General features: G+C 66.2%; 20 protein-coding genes. 16 read left to right on the top strand and 4 right to left on the bottom strand.

All coding sequences use genetic code 11. The features are described from left to right. The 8 genes from BLR24_RS21595 to BLR24_RS21630 form a co-directional block, all read left to right on the top strand. A partial coding sequence (locus tag BLR24_RS21595) for an NAD(P)(+) transhydrogenase (Re/Si-specific) subunit beta (RefSeq protein WP_139188785.1) occupies window positions 1–129 on the top strand: 129 nt, incomplete at its 5' end. A 100-nt stretch (window positions 130–229) separates the two neighbouring features. After that, window positions 230–1,909, top strand: coding sequence for a long-chain-fatty-acid--CoA ligase (locus BLR24_RS21600; RefSeq protein WP_093020659.1), 1,680 nt, complete (start codon window positions 230–232; stop codon window positions 1,907–1,909). 50 nt (window positions 1,910–1,959) lie between these two features. Next, window positions 1,960–2,964 carry an ABC transporter permease subunit gene (locus BLR24_RS21605; protein WP_093020661.1) on the top strand — a complete coding sequence of 335 codons (1,005 nt, stop codon included), beginning with the start codon at window positions 1,960–1,962 and terminating at the stop codon, window positions 2,962–2,964. 2 nt (window positions 2,965–2,966) lie between these two features. Continuing rightward, a complete protein-coding gene (locus BLR24_RS21610) occupies window positions 2,967–3,872 on the top strand; it encodes an ABC transporter permease subunit (protein WP_093020663.1) in 906 nt (301 codons plus the stop codon). Next, entirely contained in the window at window positions 3,869–4,900 is a 1,032-nt protein-coding gene (locus tag BLR24_RS21615) for an ABC transporter ATP-binding protein (protein ID WP_093020665.1), read from the top strand. The genes BLR24_RS21610 and BLR24_RS21615 overlap by 4 nt, the downstream gene beginning before the upstream one ends. Window positions 4,901–4,973: 73 nt before the next feature. Next, entirely contained in the window at window positions 4,974–6,017 is a 1,044-nt protein-coding gene (locus BLR24_RS21620) for a peptide ABC transporter ATP-binding protein (RefSeq protein WP_093020667.1), read from the top strand. Between the two features lie 31 nt (window positions 6,018–6,048). Then, entirely contained in the window at window positions 6,049–7,683 is a 1,635-nt protein-coding gene (locus tag BLR24_RS21625; protein ID WP_093020679.1) for an ABC transporter substrate-binding protein, read from the top strand. 3 nt (window positions 7,684–7,686) lie between these two features. Then, window positions 7,687–8,475, top strand: coding sequence for a 5'-methylthioadenosine/adenosylhomocysteine nucleosidase (locus BLR24_RS21630; protein WP_093020691.1), 789 nt, complete (start codon window positions 7,687–7,689; stop codon window positions 8,473–8,475). Here BLR24_RS21630 and corA read toward each other — a convergent pair. Then, on the bottom strand, window positions 8,468–9,454 hold the full coding sequence (gene corA / locus BLR24_RS21635; protein ID WP_021005171.1) for a magnesium/cobalt transporter CorA: 987 nt from the start codon (window positions 9,452–9,454) through the stop codon (window positions 8,468–8,470). The genes BLR24_RS21630 and corA overlap by 8 nt on opposite strands. Before the next feature lie 214 nt (window positions 9,455–9,668). Between corA and BLR24_RS21640 the strand changes: the two genes are divergently transcribed. The 4 genes from BLR24_RS21640 (at window position 9,669) to hprK (ending at window position 14,128) form a co-directional block, all read left to right on the top strand. Beyond that, window positions 9,669–11,786, top strand: coding sequence for an ATP-dependent helicase (locus BLR24_RS21640; protein WP_093020692.1), 2,118 nt, complete (start codon window positions 9,669–9,671; stop codon window positions 11,784–11,786). 317 nt (window positions 11,787–12,103) lie between these two features. Then, on the top strand, window positions 12,104–12,433 hold the full coding sequence (raiA, locus tag BLR24_RS21645) for a ribosome hibernation-promoting factor, HPF/YfiA family (protein WP_012745566.1): 330 nt from the start codon (window positions 12,104–12,106) through the stop codon (window positions 12,431–12,433). A 184-nt stretch (window positions 12,434–12,617) separates the two neighbouring features. Next, entirely contained in the window at window positions 12,618–13,085 is a 468-nt protein-coding gene (locus tag BLR24_RS21650) for a PTS sugar transporter subunit IIA (protein ID WP_055800763.1), read from the top strand. 83 nt (window positions 13,086–13,168) lie between these two features. Next, window positions 13,169–14,128 carry an HPr(Ser) kinase/phosphatase gene (gene hprK, locus BLR24_RS21655; RefSeq protein WP_093020694.1) on the top strand — a complete coding sequence of 320 codons (960 nt, stop codon included), beginning with the start codon at window positions 13,169–13,171 and terminating at the stop codon, window positions 14,126–14,128. Window positions 14,129–14,163: 35 nt separating this feature from the next. Here hprK and fur read toward each other — a convergent pair whose 3' ends face one another. After that, window positions 14,164–14,583 carry a ferric iron uptake transcriptional regulator gene (gene fur / locus BLR24_RS21660; RefSeq protein WP_055800769.1) on the bottom strand — a complete coding sequence of 140 codons (420 nt, stop codon included), beginning with the start codon at window positions 14,581–14,583 and terminating at the stop codon, window positions 14,164–14,166. Between the two features lie 87 nt (window positions 14,584–14,670). Here fur and BLR24_RS21665 point away from each other — a divergent pair, with 87 nt between their 5' ends. The 4 genes from BLR24_RS21665 to BLR24_RS21680 all read left to right on the top strand — a co-directional run bounded on the left by BLR24_RS21665 (window position 14,671) and on the right by BLR24_RS21680 (window position 17,485). Beyond that, the gene (locus BLR24_RS21665) at window positions 14,671–15,231 is read left to right on the top strand and encodes an outer membrane protein assembly factor BamE (RefSeq protein WP_093020696.1); all 561 of its coding nucleotides are present in this window, start codon (window positions 14,671–14,673) and stop codon (window positions 15,229–15,231) included. 133 nt (window positions 15,232–15,364) lie between these two features. Continuing rightward, a complete protein-coding gene (dapB, locus tag BLR24_RS21670) occupies window positions 15,365–16,189 on the top strand; it encodes a 4-hydroxy-tetrahydrodipicolinate reductase (protein ID WP_302848517.1) in 825 nt (274 codons plus the stop codon). A gap of 96 nt (window positions 16,190–16,285) precedes the next feature. Further along, window positions 16,286–16,993 carry a MotA/TolQ/ExbB proton channel family protein gene (locus tag BLR24_RS21675; RefSeq protein WP_093020700.1) on the top strand — a complete coding sequence of 236 codons (708 nt, stop codon included), beginning with the start codon at window positions 16,286–16,288 and terminating at the stop codon, window positions 16,991–16,993. 21 nt (window positions 16,994–17,014) lie between these two features. Beyond that, window positions 17,015–17,485, top strand: coding sequence for an ExbD/TolR family protein (locus BLR24_RS21680; protein WP_093020702.1), 471 nt, complete (start codon window positions 17,015–17,017; stop codon window positions 17,483–17,485). 144 nt (window positions 17,486–17,629) lie between these two features. Here the strand turns inward: BLR24_RS21680 and BLR24_RS21685 are convergent, their stop codons facing one another. Next, window positions 17,630–20,113, bottom strand: coding sequence for a glycogen/starch/alpha-glucan phosphorylase (locus BLR24_RS21685; RefSeq protein WP_093020704.1), 2,484 nt, complete (start codon window positions 20,111–20,113; stop codon window positions 17,630–17,632). Window positions 20,114–20,165: 52 nt separating this feature from the next. After that, window positions 20,166–21,647, bottom strand: a complete 1,482-nt coding sequence (glgA, locus tag BLR24_RS21690) for a glycogen synthase GlgA (RefSeq protein WP_093020706.1) — start codon at window positions 21,645–21,647, stop codon at window positions 20,166–20,168. Window positions 21,648–21,659 lie beyond the last annotated feature (12 nt).

Raw genomic sequence — 21,659 nt, forward strand, 5'->3', positions numbered from 1 at the left:
GTGAACAAGCGCTCCATGGCCGCGGGCTATGCGGGCCTGGACAACGAGCTGTTCTACATGGACAAGACCATGATGGTCTTTGGGGATGCGAAGAAAGTAGTGGAAGATATGGGCAAGGCCATCGAATAGGCAGAGGGTCCGCGCCCGCTCAGTGCGGGCCAGATCATCGCGGCGCCATCAAGTGCGCCGTTTTCGTTTTCAGATAACTCGATTTGGAGGAGACACATCCATGACCGATCGTCCCTGGCTCGGCAGCTACCCGCAAGGCGTGCCTGCCGATATCGATCCTTCGCAATACCCGTCGCTGGTGGCACTCATGGAAGAGAGCTTTACCAAGTACGCCGACCGCACGGCCTACAGCTTCATGGGCAAGGACGTGAGCTACAGGGAAACCGACAAGCTGAGCAAGGCCTTCGCGGCGTACCTGCAAGGGCTGGGCCTGGCCAAGGGCGATCGCGTGGCCGTGATGATGCCCAACTGTCCGCAGTACCCGATCGCGGTCGCGGCCATCCTGCGGGCCGGCCTGATCCTGGTGAACGTGAACCCGCTGTACACGCCGCGCGAGCTGGAGCACCAGCTCAAGGACTCGGGCGCGAAGGCCATCGTCATCATGGAGAACTTCGGCACCACGCTGCAGCAGTGCATCGCGGCCACGCCCATCAAGCACATCGTGCTCGCGACCATGGGCGACCGGCTCGGGTTCCTGAAAGGCGCGCTCGTCAACTACGTGGTGCGCAACGTCAAGAAGCTGGTGCCCCACTTCAGCCTGCCAGGCGCGGTGCGCTTCAATGATGCAGTCGATCAGGGCAAGAGCCGTACGCTCCAGCTGCCGGTCATCGGCCCTGACGACGTGGCCGTGCTGCAGTACACCGGCGGCACCACCGGCGTGTCGAAGGGCGCGGTGCTGCTGCATCGCAACGTGATCGCCAACGTGCTGCAGTCCGAAGCCTGGAACGAGCCCGTCATGGCGAAGGTGCCGGCCGACGAACAGCCGACGAGCGTCTGCGCGCTGCCGCTGTATCACATCTTCGCGTTCACGGTCGGCATGATGCTGAACATGCGCACGGGCGGCAAGCTGATCCTGATCCCGAATCCACGCGACCTGGCGGGCGTGCTCAAGGAACTCTCAAAGCACACGATCCACAGCTTTCCCGCGGTCAACACGCTGTTCAACGGGTTGGCGAACCATCCTGATTTCAATACCGTCAACTGGAAGAACCTCAAGGTGTCGGTCGGCGGCGGCATGGCCGTGCAGGCCGCGGTTGCCAAGCTCTGGCTCGAGAAAACCGGCTGCCCGATCTGCGAGGGCTACGGCCTTTCCGAAACCTCGCCCTCGGCCACCTGCAACCCGACCGACAGCAAGGCCTACACCGGCACCATCGGTCTGCCGCTACCGAGCACCTGGCTCAAGCTGCTCGACGACGACGGCCGTGAAGTGCCGCTGGGCCAGCCTGGCGAAATCGCGATCAAGGGTCCGCAGGTGATGGCCGGCTACTGGCAGCGCCCCGACGAAACCGCCAAGGTCATGACACCCGACGGCTACTTCAAGAGCGGCGACATCGGCGTGGTCGACGAGCGCGGCTACTTCAAGGTGGTCGACCGCAAGAAGGACATGATCCTGGTCTCGGGCTTCAACGTGTACCCGAACGAGATCGAAGACGTGGTGGCGCAGATTCCGGGCGTGCTCGAATGCGCGGCCGTGGGCGTGAGCGACGACAAGACGGGCGAAGCCGTCAAGCTCGTGCTCGTCAAGAAGGACGAGTCCCTGACCGAAGCGCAGGTGCGCGAATACTGCAGAGCGAACCTAACGGGTTACAAGCAGCCCCGAACCGTCGAGTTTCGCACCGAGCTGCCGAAGACACCGGTCGGCAAGATCCTGCGGCGCGAACTGCGGGAAGCCAGAAAGTAAGGGTTCGGCCCGGGTAGGGCCGCGGCATCGATCTTGCATATTGCGGATCGATGTTTCGCTTCCTACTTACGCGGGTGAGCTTGCTGGTGCCGACCTTCATCGGCATGACGCTGCTCGCCTTCTTTCTCATCCGGCTGGTGCCGGGTGATCCCATCGAGACCATGGCCGGCGAGCGCGGGATCGACCCCGCGCGTCACGCTCAACTGCGCACGGCCTATGGCTTCGACAAGCCGGTGATCGTGCAATACGGCATCTACATCGGCCGCGTGCTGCATGGCGATCTGGGCAAGTCGATCATCACGCAGGAATCGGTCGCGAACGAGTTTCTGGCGCTGTTTCCCGCCACCGTCGAGCTCGGCGTGTGCGCGATTGTCTTTGCGCTGCTGCTGGGGCTTCCGGCGGGCATTCTCGCGGCGGTGCGGCGCAACTCGATCTTCGATCATGGCGTGATGGCCACCTCGCTCACCGGCTATTCGATGCCAATCTTCTGGTGGGGGCTGCTGGTGATCCTGTTCTTCTCGGTGCAGCTGGGCTGGACGCCCGTGTCGGGCCGCATTGCGGTGCAATATTTCGTCGAGCCCGAGACCGGCTTCCTGCTGATCGACGCACTGCGCGCTGGCGACACCGATGCCTTCTGGTCAGCCCTGCACCACCTGATTCTTCCGGCCATCGTGCTCGGCACGGTGCCGCTTGCGGTCATCGCGCGCATGACGCGCTCGGCCATGCTCGAGGTCCTGAGCGAAGACTACATTCGTACCGCGCGCGCCAAGGGCCTCTCGCGCTTTCGCGTGGTGGCGCTGCATGCATTGCGCAACGCGTTGATCCCCGTGGTCACGGTGATCGGCCTGCAGGTGGGCGTGCTCTTCACGGGCGCGATCCTCACCGAAACCATCTTCTCCTGGCCCGGCGTCGGCAAGTGGCTCATCGAGGCGATCGGCCGGCGCGACTACCCTGTGCTTCAGGGCGGCATGCTGCTGCTGGGCGGCATCGTGATGCTGGTCAACCTGCTGGTCGATGTGACCTACGGCGTCATCAACCCCAGGATCCGGCGCTGAACATGGCCTCGACCGACATCATGTCTTCGCCCGGCGCGAGCAAGGTGCCGCCCGGACCCTGGCGCGAGTTCTGGACCTCTTTCTCCGCCAACCGCGGCGCGGTCATCGGACTCGCCACCATCGTGGTGCTGCTGCTCGTGGCGCTGTTCGCGCCGTGGATCGCGCCCCATGCGCCGAACGAAACCAACAGCGCGGTCTTCCTGCAGCCGCCGGCCTGGCAGCAGGGCGGCTCGATGAGCTACCTGCTGGGCACCGACGCCATCGGGCGCGACATTCTTTCGCGCCTCATGCACGGCGCGCGGCTCTCGCTGTCGATCGGCGTTGCCGTGGTGGCGCTGTCGGTGGTGACAGGCATCGTGCTCGGCCTCATTGCGGGGTTCTTCCGCGGCGTGCTCGAGATCGCGATCATGCGGCTGATGGACATCGTGCTCACGCTGCCGAGCCTGCTGCTGGCCATCGTGATCGTGGCCATCCTCGGGCCGGGGCTGGTCAACGCCATGCTCGCGGTGGCGATCGTGGTGCTGCCGCACTATGTGCGCATCACCCGAGCGGCAGTCATCGCCGAAGTGTCGCGCGACTACGTCACGGCGGCACGCGTGAGCGGCGCCGGCACGCTGCGCCTGATGTTCAGCGAGGTGCTGCCCAACTGCGCGGCGCCGCTCATCGTGCAGGCCTCGCTCGGCATCTCCACGGCCATTCTCGACGCGGCCGCGCTCGGTTTCCTGGGCCTCGGCGCGCAGCCGCCGTCGCCCGAATGGGGAACCATGCTGGCCGATGCGCGCGAGTTCGTGCTGCGCGCCTGGTGGGTCGTCACCTTCCCCGGTCTCGCCATCCTCGCGGCCGTGCTGGCCTTCAACCTGCTGGGTGACGGCCTGCGCGACGCGCTCGACCCGAAGCTCAAGAGATGAGCATGCTGCTGGACATCAAGGACCTGCATGTGGAGTTCCCCACGCAAGGTGGCGTGCTGCATGCCGTTGACGGCGTGAGCCTCACGCTCGAGGAGGGCGAGGTCCTCGGCATCGTCGGCGAATCGGGCTCGGGCAAGAGCGTGACCATGATGGCGCTGATGGGCCTCGTCGGCTTTCCGGGGCGGGTGCGCGCGGACCACATGCGCTTTGCAGGCAAGGAGCTGCTCGGCATTTCAGACAAGGCCCGCCGTACGCTGGTCGGCAAGGAGGTCGCAATGATCTTCCAGGAGCCGACCACCAGCCTCAACCCCTGCTTCACCATCGGCTTCCAGCTGATGGAAACGCTGCGGCTGCATCTGCACCTGGACCGGCGCACCGCGAAGAAGCGCGCGACCGAACTGCTCGAACAGGTCGGCATACCCGCCGCGTCATCGCGCCTTGGCAGCTACCCGCACCAGCTTTCGGGCGGCATGAACCAGCGCGTGATGATCGCGATGGCCATTGCCTGCAACCCGCGCCTCTTGATCGCCGACGAGCCGACCACCGCGCTCGACGTGACGATCCAGGCGCAGATCCTCGACCTGCTGCGCGAACTGCAGAAAGAGCGCGGCATGGCGCTGGTGCTCATCACGCACAACATGGGCGTGGTGAGCGAAATGGCGCAGCGCATTGCCGTCATGTATGCGGGCCAGGTGATGGAGCAGCAGCGCGTCGACCGGCTCTTCGCGAATCCGCAACATCCCTATACGGAGGCCCTGTTGGCCGCGCTGCCCGAGCGCGCGGCGCCCGAGGGGCGGCTTGCCACCATCGCGGGCGTGGTGCCCGGCGTGCACGACCGGCCCACAGGTTGCCTCTTCGCGCCGCGCTGCAACTACGTGACGACGAAGGCCTGCAATGTGCGGCCGGCGCTGCGTGCGGCCGCGTCGCAACCGGGCGCCGAAGTGCGTTGCCATTTTCCGCTCGGCGAGCCGGGGCGGCTGGCCGCCATCGAGGCCGACCGGCCGCGAGCTGCGGAGATGCCCCAATGAGCGCCGCGCCGGGCCGCCCCAAGCAAGCTCGCTCCCGCTTGGCGGGAAGGCGCGCAGCGCCAAGGGTGCACCAATGAGCGCATTGCCCGGCGATGTCGTGGTCGATGCGCGAAACCTGCAGCGCACGTACGCCGTGCGGCGCGGCATGTTCCGCGCGCCCGCGCAGCTGCGAGCGGTGGGCGATATTTCATTTCGCATCGAGCGCGGCCGCACGCTGGCGGTGGTCGGCGAATCGGGCTGCGGCAAGTCCACGCTCGCGCGCATGGTCGCGCTGATCGAGAAGCCGACGGCCGGGCAGCTCACGCTGGTCGGCCACGATGCGGTCGACCCGCCTTCGGAGCACCGGCGAGAGCTGCGGCAGGCCGTGCAGCTGGTGTTCCAGAACCCCTATGGCTCGCTCAATCCGCGCAAGAAGATCTCCACGGTGCTCGAAGATCCGCTGGCGATCAACACCACGCTGAGCAAGACCGAGCGGGCAGGCAAGGCGCGCGAGATGCTGGCCCGCGTGGGCCTGCGGCCGGAGTACGCGAACCGCTATCCGCACATGTTCTCGGGCGGCCAGCGCCAGCGCATCGCCATTGCGCGCGCGCTCATGCTGGAGCCGCGCCTCCTGGTGGCCGACGAGCCGGTGTCGGCGCTCGACGTGTCGATCCAGGCGCAGGTACTGAACCTGCTGGCCGACCTGCAGGCCGAACTCGGCTTGGCGTACCTCTTCATTTCGCACGACCTGGGCGTGGTGCGGCACATCGCGCACGACGTGCTCGTGATGTACCTCGGCCATGCGGTGGAGCAGGGTCCGAAGGCACGCATCTTCGCGCGGCCGCTGCATCCATACACGCAGGCGCTGCTGGCGTCCACGCCTGGGCTCAGCAGCCAGCGCATCGTGCTCAAGGGCGAGCTGCCGTCGCCGCTGAATCCGCCGCCCGGCTGCGTCTTCAGCACGCGCTGCCCGCATGTGACGGAGCGCTGCCGCGAAGAGCGGCCCTTGCTGCGCGCGCTCGACGAGCGGCTGGTGGCGTGCCACTACGCCGAGAAGTTTCTCGATGGCACGCCGCCGGTGCGCGCCGACATGCCGTTGTCTCCGCCATTCGTCGCGCCCCTGGCGATGAAACCCTAGTTCACTTCAACCCGTGTCCCAAGGAGTTGCCATGAAGACCCAGTCATCCGTTTCGCTCCCCTCGCGAAAGCTCGTTGCATTGTTCGCGCCGACGGCACTCGCCGTGCTCACATTAGCCTGCGGCGCCGCGTCCGCCAAGACGCTGGTCTATTGCTCGGAGGGCAGCCCCGAGAACTTCTATCCGGGCGTGAACACCACCGGCACCTCGTTCGACGTGACCACGCAGGTCTACAACACCATCGTCGAGTTCGAGCGCGGCGGTACCAAGGTCGTGCCTGGCCTGGCGGAAAAATGGGACATCTCGGCCGACGGCACGCAGTACACCTTCCACCTGCGCAAGGGCGTCAAGTGGCACAGCACCAGCAAGACCTTCAAGCCCACGCGCGACTTCAACGCCGACGACTTCATCTTCATGCTCGAGCGGCAGTGGAAGGAAAGCGACCCCTTCTTCAAGGTCACGAGCCAGAACCACTCCTACTTCAACGACATGGGCATGCCCAAGCTATTGAAGTCGGTCGACCGCGTCGATGAGTTCACGGTGAAGATCGTGCTCAACCAGGCCGAGGCGCCGTTCCTGGCCAACCTCGCGATGCAATACGCCGGCATCCAGTCGAAGGAGTACGCCATCGCGATGCTGAAGGCCGGCACGCCGGAGAAGGTCGACCAGGACCCGATCGGCACCGGACCGTTCTACCTCGTGCAGTATCAGAAGGATGCGGTCATCCGCTTCAAGGCCTTTCCGCAGTACTGGGGCGGCAAGGCGAAGATCGACGACCTCGTGTTCGCGATCACGCCCGATGCCTCGGTGCGCTGGGCCAAGCTGCAGAAGGGCGAATGCCACGTCATGCCCTACCCGAACCCGGCCGACCTCGATGCGATCCGCAAGGACCCGAACGTGCAGGTGCTTGAGCAGCCCGGCCTCAACGTGGGCTACCTCTCGTACAACACCACCAAGAAGCCATTCGACGACGTGCGCGTGCGTAAGGCCATCAACATGGCGATCAACAAGAAGGCGATCATCGACGGCGTGTACCTGTCGACGGGCGTGGCCGCGAAGAACCCGATCCCGCCCACCCTGTGGTCCTACAACGACGGGGTCAAGGACGATCCTTACGATCCCGAGGCCGCGAAGAAGCTGCTGGCGCAAGCTGGCTTTCCCGATGGCTTCTCGACCGACCTGTGGGCCATGCCGGTGCAGCGGCCCTACAACCCGAACGCCAAGCGCATCGCCGAGCTGATACAGGCCGATCTTGCCAAGATCAACGTCAAGGCCGAGATCAAGAGCTTTGAATGGGGTGAATACCGCAAGCGCTTGCAGGCCGGCGAGCACCAGATGGGCATGCTGGGCTGGACTGGCGACAACGGCGACCCGGACAATTTCCTCTACACGCTGCTGGGCTGCGCCTCGGCCAAATCGGCGAGCGGCAGCAACATCTCCAAGTTCTGCTACCAGCCGTACGAAGACCTCGTGCTGAAGGCCAAGAGCGCGACCAAGCAGGCCGACCGCGATGCGCTCTACAAGAAGGCGCAAGTCATCTTCAAGGAACAGGCGCCGTGGTTCACCATTGCGCATGCGGTGCAGCTGAAGCCGGTGCGCAAGGAAGTCGTCGACTTCAAGCTCAGTCCCTTCGGCCGCCATACCTTCTATGGCGTCGACATCAAGTAGCCGATGAGTGAAGCACCGGTCGCCATCGTTGCCGCAATGCACGAGGAGCTCAGCGCGCTCCTCGCGCAGATGCCGGACGAGCAGCGCGTGCGCGTCGCGGGCCGCGACTTCTGGGTCGGCCATCTGCACGGCCAGCCGGTGGTCGCGGTGCTGTCGCGCATCGGCAAGGTGGCCGCTGCGGTCACGGCCACGGTACTGCTCGAGCGATTCGGCGTGCGGGCCGTCGTGTTCACGGGCGTTGCCGGCGGGCTCGCGCCGGGTGTGAACGTGGGCGACGTGGTGGTCGCGTCGGAACTGCTGCAGCACGACCTCGATGCTTCGCCGATCTTTCCGAAGTACGAGGTGCCGCTCGTGGGCATTGCGCGCTTTGCGGCCGATGCCGCGATTGCTGATGCGCTCTCGGGCGTTGCCACCCATGTGCTGCGCGATCCGGTCGCACTGATCGGGCAGCAGGCCGTCGACGAGTTCGGCATTCGAGCACCGAAGGTGCACCGCGGGCTGCTGGTGAGCGGCGACCGTTTCGTGTCGACTACCGCAGAGAGCGAGGCACTGCGGCGCGAACTGCCCGACGCGCTCGCGGTCGAAATGGAAGGCGCTGCCATGGCGCAGGTGTGCCACGACTACAGCGTGCCGTTCGCGGCGATGCGGACGATTTCGGACTGTGCCGACGATGCCGCGCATGGCGACTTCGCGCGCTTCGTCGCCGAGGTGGCGAGCCGCTACAGCCTGGCTTTGGTCGATGCGTGGCTGGGCACGCTGCCTTCTTCGCCTGGAACGCCAGCGGCTACTTGAGCCAGCCGCGCCGGCGGAAGTACCACATCGGCACCAGCGCGCTCGCTGCCATCAGCGCCAGCGCATACGGATAGCCCAGCGACCAGTCGAGCTCGGGCATGAGCTTGAAGTTCATGCCGTAGATGCTCGCGATCAGCGTGGGTGGCAGCAGCGCCACGCTGGCCACCGAGAAGATCTTGATGGTCTTGTTCTGGTTGATGTTGATGAAACCAACGGTCGCATCCATCAGGAAGTTGATCTTGTCGAACAGGAAGGCCGTGTGGTTGTCCAGCGATTCGATGTCGCGCAGGATCTGCCGCGCCTCCTCGAACTGCTCGGCATTGAGCATGCGGCTGCGCATCATGAAGCTCACCGCGCGGCGCGTGTCCATCACGTTGCGGCGAATGCGGCCGTTCAAGTCTTCCTGGCGCGCGATCGCCGCCAGCACTTCGCCGGCCAGCTCGTCGCTGACGTTGCCTTCGAGCACCTTCTTGCCGGCCACTTCGAGCTCGTCGTAGATGTTCTCGAGCGTGTCGGCCGAGTATTCGGCGTCGGCGTCGAACAGCTTGAGCAGCACTTCCTTCGCATCCTCGATGAGCCCCGGCGCGCGGCGCGCGCGCATGCGCAGCAGGCGGAACACGGGCACATCTTCGTCGTGGATCGAGAACAGCACGCCGCGGCTGCGCAGTTCGGTGTTGTGCTGGTTCAGGATGAAGGCCACACGCACCGAACGCGGGTCTTCGTCGTCGTCGATCAAGAAGTCGGAGCGGATGTGCAACTCGCCGTTGTCTTCTTCATAGAAGCGGGCCGACTCCTCGATGTCCTCGTCCATCGCGTCTTCGGGAATCGAGAGGCCGTAGTACTGCTTGATCCAGCGCTTTTCTTCGAGGGTGGGCGATTCGAGGTCGACCCAGATCGGCTGGAACTTGGAAAGCTCTTCCAGCGCTTCGATCTCTTCCTGGACGAGGCGGCCGTTGGCGAGCGTAAAGATGTTGAGCATGGGCTCACTCCCGTGAAATGGCTGAGGCGATGGGGCGAGGGAAGGGGCGCTTTCAATTCCCGGGCCCGGCGCCAAGCGTCAGAGGGGAGTTGAAAGCTGCCGAGACGGGGCGGTTTCCAAGGTGCGGTCTCCAGTTGCAGCGAGGCGCGATTATGTCATCGGCCATGTGACGGGAGCCTGCCGATCTGGATGGACATACAGTAAAGTTGCGGTCATGCAGACCGCTGCGCTCCCCGTTTTTTCCGCCGTCGGCGCCACCCAGGCCGAGCGCCTGGCCGCGGCGCTTTCCGCGCTCAACGACGAGCAGCGCGCCGCGGTCGAGCATGGCGTCGGTACGGTGGTCGGGCGGGACGAGCGCCCGCTGCTGGTGATTGCCGGTGCGGGCTCCGGCAAGACCAGCACGCTGGCACACCGGGTGGCGCACCTGATTGCCGGCGGCGTCGACCCGCAGCGCCTGCTGCTCCTGACCTTCTCGCGTCGCGCGGCGCTTGAAATGGAGCGCCGCGCGGGCCAGGTGCTGGCGCGCGTCCTCGGGCTCAAGTCAGAAAAGCCGCCCGCGCTGCCGTGGGCCGGCACCTTCCACGGCATCGGGGCGCGCCTGCTGCGCGAGTACGCGGCGCACATCGGCCTGAACGACAACTTCACGATCCACGACCGCGGCGATGCCGAGGACCTGATGGGCCTTGTGCGGCATGAGCTCGGCCTGTCGTCCAGCGTGAACCGCTTTCCGCGCAAGGGCACCTGCCTGTCGATCTACTCGCGCTGCGTCAACACGCGCGCGCCGCTGGCCGATGTGCTCGCAGAAGCTTTTCCGTGGTGCGCCGAGTGGGAGGCCGAGCTCAAGCGCCTGTTCGGCGCCTACGTGGAGGCCAAGCAGCAGCAGAACGTGCTCGACTACGACGACCTGCTGCTCTATTGGGCCGGCATGGTGGCCGAGCCGGCGCTCGCCGAACTGGTCGGCGCGCGTTTCGACCACGTGCTGGTCGACGAATACCAGGACACCAACCTGCTCCAGGCCTCGATTCTTCTCGCGCTCAAGCCCGATGGCCGCGGCGTGACAGTGGTGGGCGACGACGCGCAGTCGATTTACTCGTTTCGCGGCGCAACGATACGTAACATCCTCGACTTTCCGTTGCAGTTCTCGCAGGCCGCGCGGGTGGTCACGCTGGAGCGCAACTACCGCTCCACGCAGCCGATCCTCGACGTGTCGAACCGGGTCATCGCACAGGCCGCCGAGCGGCATGCCAAGACCCTCTGGACCGACAAGCCCTCGGCGGGCAGGCCGCAGCTGGTGCTGGTGCCCGACGAGGCGCAGCAGGCGGTCTGGGTGGCCGACAAGGTGCTGGCGCACCGCGAGGGCGGGCTGGCGCTCAAGTCGCAGGCGGTGCTGTTTCGTGCTTCCACGCACAGTGCGCCGCTCGAACTCGAGCTGGCCCGCCGCAACATCCCGTTCGTGAAATACGGGGGGCTCAAGTTTCTCGAGGCCTCGCATGTGAAGGACCTGCTCGCGGTGCTGCGCTTCGCCGAAAACCCGCGTGGCCGCATGGCGGGTTTTCGCGTCACTCAGCTCATCCCGGGCATCGGCCCTGCCACGGGCACGCGGCTGCTCGACGCCATGGACCAGGCGGCCGATCCAGTGGCGGCGGTGCGGGATTTCGTACCGCCCTCGGCCGCGCGCGCCGAATGGGCGATGTTCGCCGAGGCCTACGCCGCGCTGTGCGCGCCTGCGCTGGCGTGGCCGGCCGACGTGGAGCTGGCCGTGCGCTGGTACTTGCCGCACCTCGAGCGGCTTTATGACGACCCTTCCGGCGTGCGGCGCGGCGACGTCGAGCAGCTGGCGCGGCTGGCGTCGGGCTATGCCTCGCGCGAGCGCTTCCTGACCGAACTCACGCTCGATCCGCCCGAAGCCACCAGCGACCGTCCGGGCCCGCCCTCGCTCGACGAGGACTACCTCATCCTTTCCACCATCCACTCGGCGAAAGGGCAGGAATGGAACTCCGTGCATGTGCTCAACGTGGTCGACGGCTGCCTGCCGGCCGACGTGGCGCAGGGCGCGCATGAACTCGAAGAGGAACGGCGGCTGCTCTACGTGGCGATGACCCGCGCACGCGACCATCTGCACCTGCTGGTGCCGCAGCGCTTCTACGTGACGCAGCAGGCCGTGCGAGGCGACCGGCATCTGTACGCCAACCGCACGCGCTTCATCACCGAGGCAGATCTTGCGGGCTTCGAACAGCAGACATGGCCCGCGCCGCCCGCGCGTCCACCCGCCGTGCCGCCACCTGCCGCCGTGATCGATCTGCGCAACCGCATGCGCGCCGCCTGGAGCTGAAACCGCAGGCCCTCCGCCTGGCAGGGTCACCGCTGGTGACGCACTGAAACACTTGCTGCCAAAGCGCCGCAGCGGCGGGCCGGCGTGCGCCGGCAGCTATGGAAGCTGTAGCGAAGTGGCGCCGGGGCCGCCTGCGCATGCTCCAGTGGAAAGCCCGACTATTGCAATACCGTGACAGCTTGGGCATAGTGAATCGACCTTGCCTCTTTCTCTCCCCTCTTTTCTCTTCTCCCCCCGACCCACATCTCATTTCGCCGGCCACGCTTCATTCCGGAGCGGGGTCATTTTCCCAACCGTCAATTCTCAGGAGGTCATTCATGAATTTGACGATCAGCGGTCATCACCTCGACGTCACACCTGCTTTGCGGACTTACGTCACGAGCAAGCTGGATCGGATCACACGGCACTTCGACCAGGTGGTCGATGTGAAGGTGCTCCTCACGGTGGAAAAGCAGAAGGAAAAGGAACGCCGCCAACGGGCGGAATGCAACATTCACGTCAAGGGCAATGACATGTTCGCGGAGTCGAGCCACGCTGATCTCTACGCTGCGGTCGATGAACTGGTCGACAAGCTCGACCGCCAGGTGGTGCGCCACAAGGACCGCCTGCAGGACCACCATCACGCGGCACCCAAGCGCGTGATGTAGATAGCCACGGGCAAGGGCTTCGCGGCCCCTGCGACAAGCCGCCTTTGGGCGGCTTTTTGTTGCGCGGTTTTTGTTCTTGCACCCCGGGGCCGCGAGGCCTCCGGGCAACATGTAGCCTAAAAGTAAGTAACAGGATTGGGGTTTTTACCAAGCGGGTGCATAATCGCCCCCGACTTCCCCCACCATGAATCGCCTCGCGTCCATCCTGCCGCCCGCTCAAGTGCTTGTGAGCGTTGACGCTACCAGCAAGAAGCGTGCTTTCGAAGAAGCAGGCTTGCTGTTCGAAAGCCTTCATGGCCTCGGCCGCGCCCTGATCACCGACAGCCTGTTTGCGCGCGAGCGCCTCGGCTCCACCGGTCTCGGGCACGGCGTTGCCATTCCGCATGGCCGCATCAAGGGCCTGAAGGCACCGATGGCCGCGGTCTTCCAGCTCGCCAACCCCATCGGGTTCGATGCGCCGGACGAGCAGCCCGTCGGGCTGCTGATCTTCCTGCTGGTGCCCGAGGCGGCCACGCAGAAACACCTCGAAATCCTCTCCGAAATTGCCGAATTGCTGAGCGACGCCGGCCTGCGCGAGCAGATCAAGTCGAGCACCGATGCGGCTGCGCTGCACGGACTCATTGCCAACTGGCAATCGACGCAGGTCGCGTAGAGGTGGTTGTCGCCCCGGCAGAGCCGCTTCGCGGTATTCTGGGCTGCTCCAAAACTGGGCGCTGAGCGCCGACTCCCCTACGCATGAAGCCGACCGTCATCAGTGCCGACGCCATGTTCGAGGAATTCCGCGGATCGCTCCGCTGGGAATGGCTCGCCGGCCTGGGTGCTTCCGAACGCCAATTCGACCCTGAGGTCATCAGCCGTGCCCAGTCGGCTGCCGATCTGGTCGGTTACCTCAATTACATCCATCCCTATCGCGTTCAGATCCTCGGTGCCCGCGAGGTGACCTACCTGACGCGCGGCAGCCAGGAAGACTGCGCGCGTCGCATCGCCCGCATCGTCACCCTCGAACCGCCGATGCTGGTGCTCGCCGACGGTCAGGCCGCGCCGGACGAGCTGCTATCGATTTGCGAGCGCGCCCAGCTGCCGCTGTTTGCCACGCGCGAATCGTCGGCCTTCGTGATCGACCTGCTGCGGGCCTACCTGTCCAAGCATTTCGCGGAACGCACCTCGATGCACGGGGTGTTCATGGACATCCTGGGCATGGGGGTCATGATCACGGGCGAATCGGGGCTCGGCAAAAGCGAGCTCGGGCTGGAGCTGATCTCGCGCGGCAACGGCCTGGTGGCCGACGACGCGGTCGACCTGTACCGGATCAACCAGAACACCATCGAGGGGCGCTGCCCCGACCTGCTGCTCAACCTGCTGGAAGTGCGCGGCATCGGCCTGCTCGACATCCGCGCCATCTTCGGCGAGACGGCGGTGCGCCGAAAGATGCGGCTCAAGCTCATCGTGCACCTGGTGCGGCGCGACAGCTTCGAGCGCGACTACGAGCGCATGCCCTCGGCGCCGCTCACGCAGGACGTGCTGGGCATCCCGGTGCGCAAGGTCATCATCCAGGTGGTGGCCGGCCGCAACATCGCCGTGCTGGTGGAAGCCGCGGTGCGCAATTCCATCCTGCAGCTGCGCGGCATCGACACCTATGCCGATTTCGTGGCGCGCCACCACAAGGCCATGGAAAACGGCCGCGACGGGGACTGAGGGGCGCTGCCGGGCCGCCGCCCCAAGGCGGGCCGCTAACGTTTGCTGGCGCAATCGCCGCAGAGGCCATACAGCGACATGGCATGGTCCTGCAGGATCCAGCCCTTGTCCTTTGAAATCATCTGCTGGCGGCGTTCGATTTCCGCGTCGTAGAACTCCTCGACCTTGCCGCACGAAGTGCAGATCAGGTGATCGTGGTGCGTGCCCTCGTTGAGCTCGTACACCGCCTTGCCGCTTTCGAAATGGCTGCGCTCCAGGATGCCGGCCTGCTCGAACTGGGTCAGCACGCGGTAGACCGTGGCCAGGCCGATGTCGGAGTGCTCGTTCAAAAGCACGCGAAACACGTCTTCGGCCGTCATGTGGCGCTGGCTGCCGGTCTGGAAGATCTCGAGGATCTTCAGGCGCGGCAAAGTGGCCTTGAGGCCGGTATTCTTGAGTTCGTCGATGTTGGCCATGATGGTTCCTGCGCCCTGGGCTGCGGGTGGGCCCCAAAGGGCCAGCCGCTACAATGGTCGATCATATCGCTACCCCCCATTTCTCCCATGCCTGCCATTCTCCAACGCCGTCCCTGGCTGCTGGCTGCGGCCGTCGCCGCGACGTTCTGCCTCGGCGCCTGCAGCGGCTTCAGCGATCGCACGCGTGGTGCGCTGTCGGCCATCACGCCCTACAAGGTCGAAGTGGTCCAGGGAAATTTCGTGTCCAAGGAACAGGTCGAGGCCCTCAAGCCCGGCATGTCCCGCCAGCAGGTGCGTGAAATCCTCGGCACTTCGCTCTTGACCGACGTCTTCCACAAGGATCGCTGGGACTACGTCTTCACGATCAAGCGCCAGGGCGTCGATCCACAGGAACGCCGCCTGACCGTCTTCTTCAAGGGCGAGCTGCTCGACCGCTACGAAGGCGACTCGATGCCCAGCGAAGAAGAATTCGTCGCCACGCTCGACACCCGCAAGAAGAGCGGCAAGGTTCCGCCGCTCGAGGCGTCGGAAGACGAGCTCAAGAAATTTACGCCCAAGGAAGACGCCAAGAAAGCCGACGCCACCACGACGGCCACCAACCTGCCGCCGCTGCCGGCCGCATACCCCCCGCTCGAAGCGGCGCGCTGAGCACGCGCCAGACAGCGAACGAGCGAGGGCGGGCTCACCCGTCGAGTCGGGCGGGCGCGTACCGGTCTCCATGCCCCATTTCGAAGGCTGAATCCGCGTGACTGAAACCACTTCTTCCTCCTCTTCTTCTTCCATTTCCGAGTCTTCCACGCCTGCCCTCAGGCGCATCGCAATCGCGGGAGCGTCGGGCCGCATGGGCCACATGCTGATCGAGGCGGTGCGCGAGGCGCCCGATTGCCGCCTGGCCGGCGCGCTCGACGTGGCGGGCAGCAACGCCATCGGCGCCGATGCGGCTGCGTTCCTCGGCTTCACCAGCGGCGTCTCCATCGTGTCCGACCTGCGCACCGGCCTGCAGGACGCGCAGGTGCTCATCGATTTCACCCGTCCCGAAGGCACGCTCGCGCACCTCGCCATCTGCCGCGAACTGGGCGTGCAGGCGGTCATCGGCACCACGGGCTTCAGCGACGAGCAGAAGGCCGAGATCGCCGAAATCGCGAAGGACATCGCGATCATGATGGCGCCCAACATGAGCGTGGGCGTCAACGTCACCTTCAAGCTGCTCGAAATGGCCGCCAAGGCGCTGTCGACCGGCTACGACATCGAGATCATCGAGGCGCACCACCGCCACAAGGTCGATGCGCCCTCGGGCACCGCGCTCAAGATGGGCGAGGTCATCGCCGAGGCGCTGGGCCGCGACCTGAAAGAATGCGCCGTCTACGCACGCGAAGGCATCACCGGCGCGCGCGACCCTTCCTCCATCGGCTTCTCGGCCATCCGCGGCGGCGACATCGTGGGCGACCACACCGTGCTGTTCGCGGGCACCGGCGAGCGCATCGAAATCACCCACAAGTCGGCCAGCCGTGTCACCTACGCCGAGGGCGCGCTGCGTGCGGTGCGCTTTTTGACGGGCCAGAAGGCCGGCCTGTTCGACATGTTCGACGTGCTCGGCCTGCGCTGAAATGACGGCCCCCCGGCTTACCACTTCGTGTGTTTCGCCACCCCCCGTGGGTGAGGCGCGGCTCGCCTTGGGGCGGCCCGGCGGCGGCCGCAACCGATGAGCGTCCTCGAACTGCTGACCCAGGGCGACGGCGTCAGCCGATCGGTCGCTGCGCTCTTGCTGGCCATGTCGATCTCCAGCTGGGTGGTGATTCTCTGGAAGGCCTGGCTGCTGCGCGGCGGCACGCGCGACGTGCTGCGCAGCATTGCCGCGTTCTGGCAATCGGCCACGCTCACCGATGCGGAGCAGCGGCTCAAGGCCTTCGACAGCGCCACGCTGGTGGGGCCGGCAGTCAGCGCCATCAAGAACGCGGCCACGGCGGATGCAGGCGGTGCAACGCTCGGCGCCACCACTGGCGACCGCAACCAGCGGCTCACGCGGGCCCTGCGCGGTGCTCTGCATGGCGCGCTGCGGCGCCTGCAGTCCGGCCAGATCCTGCTGGCCACGGTCGGCGCCACGGCTCCTTTCGTGGGGCTGCTCGGCACCGTGTGGGGCATTTACGGCGCGCTCTCGGGCATTGCCGGGCAGACCGGCGGCTTCACCATCGACAAGGTGGCCGGCCCCGTGGGCGAAGCCTTGGTGATGACGGCCTTCGGCCTGGCGGTGGCCATCCCGGCCGTGCTGGCCTACAACGTGTTCGGCCGCGTCATCGGCCGCATCGAAGCCGAGCTCGAGGGCTTTGCGCACGACCTGCTCGGCAGCTTCGGCAGCGCGCCGGCACCCGCCGCACCTCCGCCCGCGCGGCCCATGCCGGTCTCGGCTTAGCCCCGGCGGAGCACAGCAGCCATGGCCTTCGGTCGCACCTCGCTAGGCAGCAGTGCCGCCGGTGGAGGGCGCGCGACGGGAGCCGGCGGGCAGCGGCCGCTGTCCGACATCAACGTCACGCCGCTGGTCGACGTGATGCTGGTGCTGCTTGTGATCTTCATCATCACCGCGCCACTCATGGCCAGCTCGATCAAGCTCGACCTGCCGCAGACCGACGCCGGCCAGCCCAACGACACGCCCAAGTTCGTGAGCGTATCGGTCGATGCCTCGGGCAAGATCTTCTTCAACGACCAGGCGGTCAGCGACGAAGAGCTGGCCACCCGCCTCCAGAAAGCCGCGGCCGACAGCAAGGACACCGAAGTGCAGCTGCGCGCCGACCAGACCGTGCCCTACGGCAAGGTGGTGGCGCTGATGGGCATTGCCAACAAGGCGGGCTTGAGCCGGATCGGGTTCGTGACCGAGGCCGAGGCCGCGTCGGCAAAACCGCGCTGAGTGGCTTTGCTCCTTCCCCCTTTGGGGGAAGGTTGGGATGGGGGCACAGTGGCTTCCGATTCACGGCAGCGGTTCATTGAGCGCCGTCGTGCCCCCACCCCGGCCCTCCCCCAGCGGGGGAGGGAGAAATACCGAAGGATCGAGTCAGCCTAGCACCACCGGCTTCGTGCGCCAGATCTCGTGTGCGTACTGTGCAATGGTGCGGTCCGACGAAAACGCGCCCATGCCCGCCACGTTCAGTATCGCCATGTGCGTCCATGCATCCGCATCGCGGTAGAGCGCATCGACTTCGGCCTGCTTCGCGACATAGCTCGCGTAGTCGGCCAGCAGCAGGTAGTGGTCGCCCCAGTTCACCAGCGCGTCGTAGATGCCCTGGTAGCGGGATGGCTCGCCGGAGGAAAACGCGCCGTCGCGGATCGCATCGAGCACGCGCTTGAGTTCGGCGTTCTCTTCGTAGATGTCGCGCGGCTGGTAGCCGTGCGCGCGGATGTCGGCCACTTCGGGCGTGGTGTTGCCGAAGATGAAGATGTTCTCGGCGCCCACGTTGTCGCGCATTTCCACGTTGGCGCCGTCGAGCGTGCCGATGGTGAGCGCGCCATTGAGCGCGAACTTCATGTTGCCGGTGCCCGAGGCCTCGGTGCCGGCCGTCGAGATCTGCTCCGACAGGTCGGCCGCTGGCATGATCACCTCGGCCAGACTCACGCTGTAGTTGGGCAGGAACACCACCTTCAGCAGCTTGCCCACGCGCGTGTCGTTGTTGATGGTTTTCGCCACGTCGTTGATCAGCCGGATCACGAGCTTCGCCATCTGGTAGGCCGAGGCGGCCTTGCCCGCGAACACCACCACGCGCGGCACGATGTCGACGTGCCCGCCCGCCGCCTGCGCATCGAGGATGCGGTGGTAGCGCGTGATCACGTGCAGCACGTTGAGCAGCTGCCGCTTGTACTCGTGGATACGCTTCACCTGCACGTCGAACATCGCGTCGGTGTCCAGCACGATGTCCATGTGCTGCTCCACCCAGTTGGCCAGCCGCAGCTTGTTCTCGCGCTTGGCATGGCGAAAGGCGCGCGCGAAGGCGGGCTGCGCCGCCATCGGCCGCAGCGCCTCGAGCTGCGAAAGATCGCGCCGCCACCCCTTGCCCAGGCGCTGGTCGAGCAGGCCGGCGAGCGGCGGGTTGGCCTGCGCGAGCCAGCGCCGCGGCGTGACGCCGTTGGTCTTGTTGTTGAAGCGCTCGGGAAAGATCTTCGCGAAGTCGGCAAAGATCGATTGCTTCATGAGCTCCGAATGCAGGCCCGACACGCCGTTGATCGAATGGCTTGCAAGCACCGCCACGTAGGCCATGCGCACGCGGCGTTCGCCCGCTTCGTCCACCAGCGACAACCGGCGCAGCAGCTCGACGTCGTTGCCCGCCTTCTGCGTCACGGCCGCGAGGAACTTCGCGTTCATGTCGTAGATGATCTGCAGGTGCCGCGGCAGGATGCGGCCGAGCATCTCGACCGGCCAGGTTTCCAGCGCCTCGTGCATCAGCGTGTGGTTGGTGTAGCTGAACACTTTCTGCGTGTGGGCCCACGCCACGTCCCATGCCAGGCCGTGCTCGTCGAGCAGGAGGCGCATGAGCTCGGGCACCGCGAGCACCGGGTGCGTGTCGTTCAGGTGGATGCTGACCTTCTCGGCCAGCTGGTCGAAGGTCTTGTGGTTGCGGAGGTAACGGCGCAGCAGGTCTTGCATGCTCGCGCTGCAGAAAAAATACTCCTGGTGCAGCCGCAGCTCGCGGCCCGAGGGCGTGGAGTCGTCCGGGTAGAGCACGCGCGAGACGTTCTCGGAGTGGTTCTTGCTCTCCACCGCCGCCATGTAGTTGCCGCGGTTGAAGGCCGAGAGGTCGATTTCCTCGGTGGCGCGCGCCGACCAGAGTCGCAAGGTGTTGGTGGCCTGCGTGCCGTAGCCGGGAATGATGGTGTCGTAGGCCACGGCCAGCACGTCGTGCGTGTCGACCCAGTCGGCCGCGCCGTAGGGTGCGTTCTTTCCCTCGCGCTTTTGCACGTGGCCGCCGAAGCGCACGCGGTAGTTCACCTCGGGCCGCTGGAATTCCCAGGGGTTGCCGCGCGTGAGCCAGTAGTCGGGCGTCTCGACCTGCTGGCCGTCGACGATGCGCTGGCGGAACATGCCGTACTCGTAGCGGATGCCGTAGCCCATGCCCGGCACGCCCAGCGTGGCCATGGAGTCGAGAAAGCAAGCCGCGAGCCGACCGAGGCCGCCGTTGCCGAGCGCCGCGTCGGGTTCGCGCTCAGCCAGCGCCGCCACGTCGACGCCGAAGTCGGCCAGCGCCTCGCGCACGGTGTCGTAGAGGTCGACCGCCAGCAGCGCATTGGTAAAGGTGCGCCCGATCAGGAACTCCATCGAGAGGTAATAGACGCGCTTCAGGTCCTGCGCATAGTTGGCGCGCGTGGTCGCCATCCAGCGCTCGACCAGCTGGTCGCGCACCGCGAGCGCCGTGGCGTGCAGCCAGTCATCCTGGCTGGCGGCGACGGGGTCCTTGCCGACGGCATAGATGAGCTTGTTGGCGACTGCGCGCTTGAACGCGGCCACGTCGCGGTCGGGATGGTCGTAGGCGAAGTCTTTGATGGTCATGGGCTTCGATGAAAGGTTGTGGGGTTCAGGGGTTGTGGCGCCGTGGTGCAGATCAGGTGCCGGCTGGCTCGAGCGCCTGCCGGTAGACCTCGATGTACTGGGCCGCCGCGGTGGCCCAATCGGCCCGGCGCCGCATGGCAGTGCCGCGCACGCGGCGCCAGTCTGGCGCGTGCTGGTAAAGCGCGAAGGCACGACGCAGCGCACGGCCGTAGTCAGCGTCGTCGAAGCGGTCGAATACGAAGCCGGTGGCGTCGCCGCTGGCGATGTCTTCGAGCGTGCAGTCGACCACCGTATCGGCCAGGCCGCCGACGCGGCGCACCAGCGGCAGGCAGCCGTATTTCAGGCCATACATCTGCGTGAGGCCGCAGGGTTCGAAGAGCGATGGCACCAGCGTCACGTCCCCGCCGCCGAAGAGCTGGTGCGCCAGCTTTTCGTTGTAGCCGATGGTGACGCTGATTGACTGCGGCGCCTCCGCCGCGCGCTTGCGGAAAGCATGCTCCAGCTGGGTGTCGCCGCTGCCCAGCAAGGCCAGCTGGCCGCCTTGGGCGATCAGCGCGTCGAGGCCGCTGAGCACCAGGTGCAGGCCCTTCTGTTCGGTGAGCCGACTCACGAGGATGAAGAGCGGTGCATCGGCGCGTTCGGCCAGGCCCAGCTGGTGCTGCAGCACCGCCTTGCAGCGCGCCTTGCCGGCCATGTGGCGGCCTTCGGGCGTGTGGAAGCCCTGCACCAGCGCCGCATCGGTGGACGGATTCCAGACCTGGTCGTCAACCGCGTTGAGGATGCCCGTCAGCGCGTCGCCGCGCAGGCGCAGCAGGCCGTCGAGGCCGAAACCCTGCTCGGGCGTCTGGATCTCGCGCGCGTAGGTCGGGCTCACGGTGGTCAGGCGGTCTGCATAGTAGAGGCCGCCCTTCATGAACGACAGCTGGCCGTGGTATTCGAGCCCGTCCATGTGGAAGGCCGGCGCGGGCAGGCCGAGGTCGACGAAGTTCCAAGGCGCGGAAATGCCCTGGTAGGCCAGGTTGTGCACGGTGAACACGCTGCCGACGTGGGGCGCACCGGCCTCGCGCGCAAAGTGCAGGTAGGCCGGCGCGAGGCCCGCATGCCAGTCGTGCGCATGCACGACCTCGGGCCGCCACGATGGATCGAGCCCCTGTGCCAGCTGCGCCGCCGCCCAGCCCAGCAGCGCGAAGCGCCGGTGGTTGTCGCCATAGGGCTGGCGCGTGGTGTCTTCGTAGGGATTGCCGGGCCGATCGTACAGCGCAGGCGCGTCGATCACGTAGGCGGGGATCGGCGGGTTGCCGTCGATGACGATGCGGCCCGCGCGCAGCACGAAGCGCTCGCCCCAGGGCGCATCAAACTCGGCCACCGGCGCCGGCTCGCGCAGGCCCGCCAGGATGGCCGGGAAGCCCGGCAGAAGCACCCGCGCGTCCTGGTCGGCCGCCATCAGGGCGAGCGGCAATGCGCCCGCCACGTCGGCAAGGCCGCCGGTCTTGAGCAGGGGGAAAAGTTCGGCGCTGACCTGGAGTATTCGCATCGTGGGACGGTG

Origin of the sequence: Variovorax sp. OV700 (assembly GCF_900099805.1) — a bacterium.
Lineage (GTDB): Bacteria > Pseudomonadota > Gammaproteobacteria > Burkholderiales > Burkholderiaceae_C > Variovorax.